This is a genomic window from Desulforamulus putei DSM 12395 (assembly GCF_900129195.1).
GTDB lineage: Bacteria > Bacillota > Desulfotomaculia > Desulfotomaculales > Desulfotomaculaceae > Desulfotomaculum > Desulfotomaculum putei.
Genome location: NZ_FQUY01000063.1, coordinates 1 through 1,680, shown reverse-complemented (window position 1 = coordinate 1,680; position 1,680 = coordinate 1). Strand labels below are relative to the sequence as shown.

Genomic DNA, 1,680 nt, shown 5'->3' with positions numbered 1-1,680 from the left:
TGTGCGGCCGCTGCAACGTGGGCAGCAAATATGTCTGCAAGGACGGCCCGGTGTTCACCAAGGAACAGCTGGACCGGCTGCCCAATGAATATTAAAACGGAAGGTAACCGACTGAAAAGGGGGAGGAACAATGATGTCCGCTGAGAATGAAAAGGCCCAAGTGCCGGAAGTGATTGATTTTTCCAAAATGGATCCCAAATTTAGAGAAGAAGTAATGGAAAAACTTAATAATATCGACTGGACCCAGTGTCTGGCCTGCGGTATGTGCACCGCCGGCTGCCCCTATTCTGATGTCCACGGTAACAATGACCCTCGTAAATTCCTGCGCAAGCTAGTCCTGGGCCTGCGGCAAGAGGCCCTGACAGATCCCTTCATCTGGAACTGCACCGTTTGCGAGCGCTGCACCGTAGAGTGCCCTATGGGTGTAAACTTTGGTATTATTACCCGTGGTATGCGGGGCCAGTTTGGTATTCCTACCCCGGGCTTTATGGATAAGGTTGTTAATGAACACATCCATTCCGGAAACCAGATGGATGTTCCCCAGGACGAATACTTTGAAACCCTGGAGTGGGTGGAAGAAGAATTGCGAGAAGAACTGGGTGATCCTGATTATAAGATTAATGTAGGCAAGAAAGGCGCCGAGTTTATCTTTGGTTTGAACGCCCGTGAGATTAAGTACTACTCTCATGAATTACAAGAAATCCTGAAGGTATTCTACTATGCCAAGGCCGACTACACCCTGGGCGAGCACCGCTGGGACTGCACCAACCTGGCCCTTTTCAGCGGTAAAAATGATGATTTCTGCGCAATCCAGCGCCCCTTCTTTGAGGAAGCCGTTCGCCTGGGCGTCAAGAAGATTGTTGTCACTGAATGCGGTCACGCTTACAAGTCCACCCGACTGTTTGATGAAAAGTATTGGGATGGCCCCAAGCTCCCCATCCTGAGCGTACTGGAAGTTTATGATGAGTGGATCAAAAACGGCACCATCAAGGTTGATCCCAGCAGGAACCCGGAACCCTGCACCGTCCACGATCCCTGTAACCTGGTTCGTAAGTCCGGCGTTCTGGATGCCAACCGAAATGTCATGAAGGCCATCTGTGCCGACTTCCGTGAAATGTATCCCAACCGTCAGTACAACTACTGCTGCGGGGCCGGCGGCGGCGCTCTGGCCGTGCCGGAAGCTAAGCCGATGCGGATGGAAAAAGCCAAACGGAAAATTGAACAAATTGATGCCACCGGAGCGACGGTGGTCGCCATTCCCTGCCACAACTGTATGGACCAGTTCACCGACATGAACAAGGAATACAAAAAGGGTTGGAAGTGCACCCACATCACCCCGCTGCTGGCCAGGGCCCTGGTGATTCCCGACTGGGCCAAGAAGAAGGAAGAGGAAACAGAGTAAAAGTTTAAAATGACGATAAAATTAGCCCGGCTTATATACTTAAGGTATTTTAATTGTTTCGGTGACCCTGGTCACGGGTCTGGGCCCGTGGCTTCAGGGTTTCCTTTGTGAATTGGGCTATCATATGAATATGATTCGTAAAAATTATGCTATGAATGCGAGGTGCGAAGATGAGTACGACCCATAAAACAGGAGCCGTATTAGTGGTGGGCTCCGGCATAGCCGGTATCCAGGCCTCATTGGACCTGGCGGAATCCGGCTACTACGTGTACCTGGTG

Annotated in this window: 3 protein-coding genes; all 3 read left to right on the top strand. The window is 51.1% G+C overall.

Annotated features, from left to right (window positions below; genetic code table 11):
- Positions 1 to 95: iron-sulfur cluster-binding protein (locus BUB67_RS16285; protein WP_476588307.1), on the top strand; the 95-nt coding region annotated here is incomplete at its 5' end.
- 35 nt (positions 96 to 130) lie between these two features.
- Entirely contained in the window at positions 131 to 1,402 is a 1,272-nt protein-coding gene (locus tag BUB67_RS15900; protein WP_073240326.1) for a (Fe-S)-binding protein, read from the top strand.
- 170 nt (positions 1,403 to 1,572) lie between these two features.
- Positions 1,573 to 1,680 (top strand): FAD-binding protein (locus tag BUB67_RS17510; RefSeq protein ID WP_159431860.1); only part of this gene is annotated, 108 nt, incomplete at its 3' end.

What these genes read in the sequence shown, in the direction of transcription:
- BUB67_RS15900 (WP_073240326.1), top strand. Translation starts at nt 131, where the DNA reads ATGATGTCCGCTGAGAATGAAAAGGCCCAAGTGCCGGAAGTGATTGAT.